We start from the raw sequence: 6,311 nt of genomic DNA, 5'->3' as shown, positions 1-6,311 counted from the left end.
GTTTGATTTTTGTCCTAACATTACTGACTATAGCTATAAGTCATGGTTTTATGAATATCCCTAATATGCAAGAACTACCAGATCAATTTCTCACTTTGCAAACACCAAGGTTAATGCTGCGCAAACTACTACTTAGTGATGCCGAAGATATTTTTGCCTATGCAAGCGATCCATTGGTTTCTGCCTATACTCTATGGGATACGCATCATTCGTTGAATGATACCTATCGTTATTTAAACGATATTGCCTTGGAAGTATATCGTTCTGGAAAAGGAATAGACTGGGGAATTGTCGATAAGAAAAGTAATAGACTAATTGGAACTTGCGGGTTATACACCACACCAATACATCGACGAGCGGAAATTGGATATGCTCTAGCAAGGGATTATTGGGGGCAGGGATTAATGACGGAGGTAGCAAAAGCGGCGATCACTTTTGGGTTTCATGTGATGCAATTACTCAGAATTCAAGCCTTTTGTGCCCTAGAGAATATTGGTTCGGCTAGGGTTTTAGAGAAGTCAGGAATGCAGTTTGAAGGGATTTTGCATAATTATATCTTTACCAAAAACCAGCCTTGGGATGTCAAGATGTATGCAATTACGCGATCGCACACATCTTCTTCCTTAGATGTTCTTGATCTACCACTTTAACCACCCCATCCTATTAAGCTATCTAACTTTCTTAAAATCGTAAAGCGGAAAAGATCGGTTATTATAAAATAGTTTATATGACTTTTCTCAACATGGATATTGGTGACTTATTGGAATTTGTTGACGAATCTATGTATGCTAAGTCGGGTAAACATCTTAATGATTTGCAGCGTAAGATTATTAAGGGGGTCTTAGATCGTCAAAAATATGCTGATATTGCAGCTTCCTATAATCTGAGTGAAGGTCATGTTAGAGATGTTAGCTATGAGCTTCTGCAAATGATGTCTAACACTTTTAACGAAACTATTCATAAGGGCAATCTTGAATCTGTATTAGAACGTCAAGGCAGTGTAAATCTTTCATTTGGCGATAGAAGTATTAACAGTCATATCATTGGTTACATAGATCTTGGTTCTAACTAAGATGAAAATAGCGCAGACAAAAATCTATTAGAGAATTCTAATTTTAGTGCTAGCTTGATTAATATCAAAAACACTGTCAAAAAGCTACGAAATCGTGGCTTAAGTGATGAAGAAATTGCAGATGCTTTAGATCTGCCTCCATCGGTGGTTAAAAAACTAGGGTTAAGAGAATGAAAATTAAAGCAATTGTTTATCCTGCTGAAGAAGGTGGTTACTGGGCTGAAGTTCCTGCACTTGCTGGTTGTATCACGGAAGGCGATAGCATGGATGAATTGCTCAGCAATCTGCAAGATGCCATACAAGGTTGGTTAGAAGTAGCTAATGAAAGTAAAAAAATAGACCTTGTTTCAAAGGTGGTTGAAATTACTGTATGAAGTCAATCTCAGGCAAAAAGCTATGTAAGTAGTTCGGCATAATTAAAAAACAAAACCAGAGAGCATAACGCCCGCGCAGCGGGCGGTATGCTCTTCTCGGTTTTAAGTTTACTTATGCCTAGCTACTTAAAATAGTTGAGCAGAAAGGTTGGACTCTCAAAAAAATTACTGGCAGTCACCATATCTACGAAAAACTAGGTGAGAACAAGATTATCTCTATTCCTGTTCACAAGAATCAAGATTTAAAGATCGGAACTTTAAAGGCGTTAATGAAGATAGCTGAACTAACAGAAGATGAACTGTAATAAACAAGCCAGCCCTCGCTTAGCGAGGGCTTGTTGTGAAGTCTAGTCAAAACCAAGGAGGTCAAAAATTTCACGATCCTTAAGCGGTTGAGCATAGAGCGGTTCAGCACTTTCAAGCATACCCTTAGCCAACTTGAGATATTCCTGCTGCACTTCTAGCACTTCAGGATCGGGTTCCATTTCAAATACCGTGCATTTTTTCAAGCGGCTGCGGCGAATCGCATCAACGGTGCGGAAGTGGGCTAGGGTCTTTAAACCCACGCGATCGTTAAACTTGTCAATTTGATCGGTTCCTTCACTACGGTTGGCGATGATTCCGCCCAGACGCACACGATAGTTTTTCGCTTTCGATTGAATTGCCGCCACAATCCGATTCATGGCAAAGATGGAATCAAAATCATTTGCCGTCACGATCAAACAATAATGAGCATGTTGTAAAGGTGCAGCAAATCCCCCACAGACCACATCGCCAAGTACATCGAAAATTACCACATCGGTATCTTCGAGCAAATGATGTTCTTTGAGAAGTTTGACCGTTTGACCTGTGACATAGCCTCCGCAACCTGTTCCTGCGGGGGGGCCACCAGCTTCAATACACATGACTCCGTTATAGCCTTCAAACATGAAGTCTTCGGTCTGCAACTCTTCAGAGTGGAAATCGACGGTTTCCAGAACATCGATTACCGTGGGAACCATTCTCTTGGTGAGCGTGAAGGTGCTGTCATGCTTTGGATCGCAGCCGATCTGAAGGACTCGCTTGCCAAGATGGGAGAAGGCTGCGGATAGATTGGAAGATGTGGTGGATTTGCCAATACCACCTTTACCATAGACGGCAATTACCAAAGCACCTTCAATGACCATACCTGGGTCTTGATGTACCTGAACACTACCTTCGCCATCTTCACATTTAGTAATTGATGGTGGATGCGCTGTTAAAACTGCCAAAATAAACTCCTATAAAACAATTGTATTAATAAACTTCTCTTGGGCGCAAAGCGCCCAAATCCATTACTTACCGATCGCTGCTTTTGCTTCGTAGAGGGTTTCTACGGTGATCGAGGTGATGCCGCGATCGCTGGCAAACTTCTCCGTATTGCGTTTGATTTTGCCGCGTACAAAGAAGGGGATCTTCTTTAACTCAGCTTCACCATCGGCACTCCAAGTAATTCCTGGCAAATCTTGAGCTACTTGTATGGGAGTGAGAACAGCTTGATTGGAGACTCCTGCGGAGGCGATCGCCTGTTCGTTAATTCCCGTTCCGAGAGGTAAATCGCGACGAATCTCTTGCGATGGCGCAGCGTGCAGATGGCTCATATGTCCCTCGGCAAACTCGAAGTCTTCGCGGAACATGCCAATCAAATGCTCCTCTAGCCCCATCATCAAAGGATGTACCCAGCTATCAAAAATTACATTTGCGCCTTCCCAGCCCATTTGAGGTGAATAACGAGCGGGCACATCTTGAACGTGAATGGGCGCAGAAATTACCGCGCAGGGGATGCCCAATCGCTTGGCGATATGTCGCTCCATCTGAGTGCCAAGCACTAGTTCTGGAGCGGCTTCGGTAACTTTGGCTTCGACGGCAAGATAATCATCGCTAATTACGGCTTCCAGTCCGTGTTTCTTCGCTACTTCGCGCACTTCCCGCGCAAATTCACGGCTATAGGTGCCAATACCGACGAGGGTAAATCCTAGTTCTTCAGTCGCGATTCGCGCAGCCGCAAGGGCGTGAGTCGCATCACCAAAGATAAAAACTCGCTTGCCAGTCAGATAGGTGGAGTCAACCGATCGCGAATACCAAGGTAAACGGGAGGCTTGAGGATTGGCTGGCGATGAAATACGCGAGGCATCCCAATTTCCCAACGTATCAGACTGCGATCGCTGTAATGCTTCACTCACATCAATATCCGCAACCCTTCCAATTTCGGCAATAAAATCACGGGTTGCACCTACACCAATGGGGACGGTCTTGATAACAGGTTGGGCAAAACTGCGCGTCAGCCAAGTGCAGGTGGTGAGAGCAATTTCAGGATAGAGGCAAATATTAAAATCCGCATCGGGGATGCGCATCAAGTCATCGGGCGTTGCTCCCATTGGGGCAATTACATTCACATCAACGCCGATTTCGGCCAGTAACTTAACTACTTCACGAATATCATCGCGACATCGGAAACCCAGAGCCGTAGGACCAATGATATTCGCTTTAGGACGAATATGGGGATCGCGTTTAGGTCTTTGCGTATTAGGCGGTAGCACGATGGGCAAGAGCAAAGTCCGTACTAAATGATAGAGGGTTTCGCTAGCTCCCCAATTTTCTTTTTTAGAATAGGCGGGCAATTCTAAACTCACGATCGGGATTGGCAAACTCATCCCTTTGGCTAGGGAGCCTGGCTGATCCTGAATTAATTCCGCTGTGCAGCTTTCCCCAACTAACATGACCTGAGGTTTGAATCTCTCGTAGGCATCGCGGACGGAGGTTTTTACCATTTCCGCAGTATCTCCGCCGAGATCGCGAGCTTGAAAAGTTGTATAGGTTACAGGGGGACGGCGATCGCGCCGTTCGATCATTGTAAACAATAGATCGGCGTAAGTATCGCCCTGAGGCGCATGAAGTACATAATGCACGCCTTCCATACTAGTTGCAACTCGCATCGCTCCCACATGGGGAGGGCCTTCATAAGTCCAGAGGGTTAATTCCATAGATTGTTTTTTATTGGGTAGTTGGCTGCCAGCGATTAGCGGCTAGTTTATGAATTGTTTTTGGGAAATCTGAATTTTTAGTTCTTAAGATCTAGCTATGAAACCGAAAGCTAAACCGAAAGCTAATCACTAAACTGTTAGTCTTCTACGCCTCTCAAGAGGTCGGGCAAACAATTCCGCTAAGTCGGCGGCTTGGTCGTAACCATGAATCGGTGAAAATACTAATTCAATAGACCATTTCGTTGCCATACCTTCAGCTTCGAGCGGATTGGCTAAGCCCAGCCCACAGACGGTAATATCGGGTTTTGCTTGCCGACAGCGATCTAGCTGCTTTTCTACGTCCTGACCTTCGGAGAGAGCTGTGCCAACTGGTAATAGGTTAATTTCACTCTCCATCAATAGGCGATCGATATAGGGCGTTCCTACTTCGACTAGCTCCATGCCACATTCTCTGGATAGAAATCTTGCTAGGGGAATTTCCAATTGAGAATCGGGGAATAAAAAGGCTTTTCGACCTGCTAGGGTCTGACGATAGCGCTCTAGGGCTATCTTAGCGCGATTTACAGAGGGCGCGATCACTTGCTCAAACTGACTGCTATCAATATGCCAAGCATCCGCGGCGGTTTTGAGCCATGCCGTGGTTCCCTCAATGCCAAAGGGATAGGGGGATGGTAATAGAGTAGCGCCTCTGGCGATCAGCGATCGCACAGTATCGCTGAGAAAGGGCTGTGCTAGAAGTAACTTCGTACCTTTGCCCACGGGAGGTAACTTGGATGCACGGCGAGGCGGAAAGAAATAAACAGGACCAATCCCTAATTTTTCAAATAGTCTTTGGAATTGGTCTTCCACCACATCGGCAAGACTACCCACGATCATCAAACTCGGTTCATCATAGCTATTGGGCAAAACTGGAACCATCGATCCTAGACAAGCATCTTCACCCTGTGTAAAGGTTGTTTCGATGCCACTGCCAGAATAATTCAGAATCCGAACCTTCGGAAAGAATCGCTGATTCAATCGTTCGGAAGCCTTCGCCAGATCGAGCTTGATCACTTCTGAAGGACAAGAGCCTACTAAAAATAAAGTACCAATGTCAGGGCGACGTTCGAGCAACTGATCGACAATGCGATCTAGTTCTTCGTTGGCATCGGCTAGCCCCGCAAGATCCCGTTCGCCAAGAATTGCCGTCCCAAATCTTGGTTCTGCAAAAATCATCACCCCAGCCGCAGACTGGACAAGATGGGCGCAAGTTCGGGAACCAACTACAAGAAAAAATGCATCCTGCATCTTACGGTGTAGCCAGACTATTCCTGTCAAGCCACAAAACACCTCTCTCTGACCCCGTTCCTTTAGTATGGGGATATCTGTCTTGATTTGGTTAGGAACTTCTGTGCAAGGCTCTAGAGCCATGTTTTGCTCTCCTCTGGGAATAAAAACCCAAAAATTTTTAAAGTCTAAGACCCCATTTTAAAAGGGCTAGTCTCTGTCCTATGGCAAAAGCCAGTGATTTGAAGGTAATCAATAAATTAATTCTCTTTACTATATTTAGTAAAACCATGAGACCGATCAAAAAGTTGCAAAGGTTTACAGGAGTATGAGGATCTAGCAATGTTTTGCGGGGATCGTAAGTATATATGCTCGTTTATATATCCATCGAACGGGCAAATGAATGGGTAAAATACTGGCTAATGAAAAAAATAGTAGTGCTAAAAAGGATGGGCGAAGCTTCGCCCATCCTTTTTTAGCACTATAGCTGCCGCCAACTGTATCAAGACATAAAACCCCAAAGAGAGTTGCCGCGCGGAGCGCGGCAACTCTCTTTGGGGTTTTGATTTTGTCCTAACAAAACTGGCGGCAGCTATA

Annotated in this window: 7 protein-coding genes; 4 read left to right on the top strand and 3 right to left on the bottom strand. The window is 44.8% G+C overall.

The annotated features are described in order from the left end of the window. The 4 genes from AC805_RS06700 to AC805_RS24550 all read left to right on the top strand — a co-directional run. The coding region (locus AC805_RS06700; protein WP_231662475.1) for a GNAT family N-acetyltransferase at positions 1–650 on the top strand (650 nt) is incomplete at its 5' end. A 77-nt stretch (positions 651–727) separates the two neighbouring features. Continuing rightward, positions 728–1,072 carry a hypothetical protein gene (locus tag AC805_RS06695; RefSeq protein ID WP_055074698.1) on the top strand — a complete coding sequence of 115 codons (345 nt, stop codon included), beginning with the start codon at positions 728–730 and terminating at the stop codon, positions 1,070–1,072. 170 nt (positions 1,073–1,242) lie between these two features. After that, positions 1,243–1,446 carry a type II toxin-antitoxin system HicB family antitoxin gene (locus tag AC805_RS06690; RefSeq protein WP_055074697.1) on the top strand — a complete coding sequence of 68 codons (204 nt, stop codon included), beginning with the start codon at positions 1,243–1,245 and terminating at the stop codon, positions 1,444–1,446. 131 nt (positions 1,447–1,577) lie between these two features. Then, positions 1,578–1,751 (top strand): type II toxin-antitoxin system HicA family toxin, encoded by a 174-nt coding sequence (locus tag AC805_RS24550; protein ID WP_072143543.1) that lies wholly within the window; start codon positions 1,578–1,580, stop codon positions 1,749–1,751. Between the two features lie 42 nt (positions 1,752–1,793). On the opposite strand, the gene bchL is transcribed toward AC805_RS24550, so the two are convergent. The 3 genes from bchL to AC805_RS06675 all read right to left on the bottom strand — a co-directional run bounded on the left by bchL (position 1,794) and on the right by AC805_RS06675 (position 5,858). Next, positions 1,794–2,666, bottom strand: a complete 873-nt coding sequence (bchL, locus tag AC805_RS06685) for a ferredoxin:protochlorophyllide reductase (ATP-dependent) iron-sulfur ATP-binding protein (protein WP_190315863.1) — start codon at positions 2,664–2,666, stop codon at positions 1,794–1,796. 93 nt (positions 2,667–2,759) lie between these two features. Further along, positions 2,760–4,448, bottom strand: coding sequence for a ferredoxin:protochlorophyllide reductase (ATP-dependent) subunit B (gene bchB / locus AC805_RS06680; RefSeq protein WP_055074695.1), 1,689 nt, complete (start codon positions 4,446–4,448; stop codon positions 2,760–2,762). 129 nt (positions 4,449–4,577) lie between these two features. Next, positions 4,578–5,858, bottom strand: coding sequence for a ferredoxin:protochlorophyllide reductase (ATP-dependent) subunit N (locus AC805_RS06675; RefSeq protein ID WP_055074694.1), 1,281 nt, complete (start codon positions 5,856–5,858; stop codon positions 4,578–4,580). Between the last annotated feature and the right edge of the window lie 453 nt (positions 5,859–6,311).

The sequence above is a fragment of the Pseudanabaena sp. 'Roaring Creek' genome (assembly GCF_001402795.1).
In the GTDB taxonomy this organism is placed as follows: domain Bacteria; phylum Cyanobacteriota; class Cyanobacteriia; order Pseudanabaenales; family Pseudanabaenaceae; genus Pseudanabaena.
Note: the sequence above shows the minus strand (reverse complement) of the source record. Positions and strands in the feature narration are given on the sequence as shown.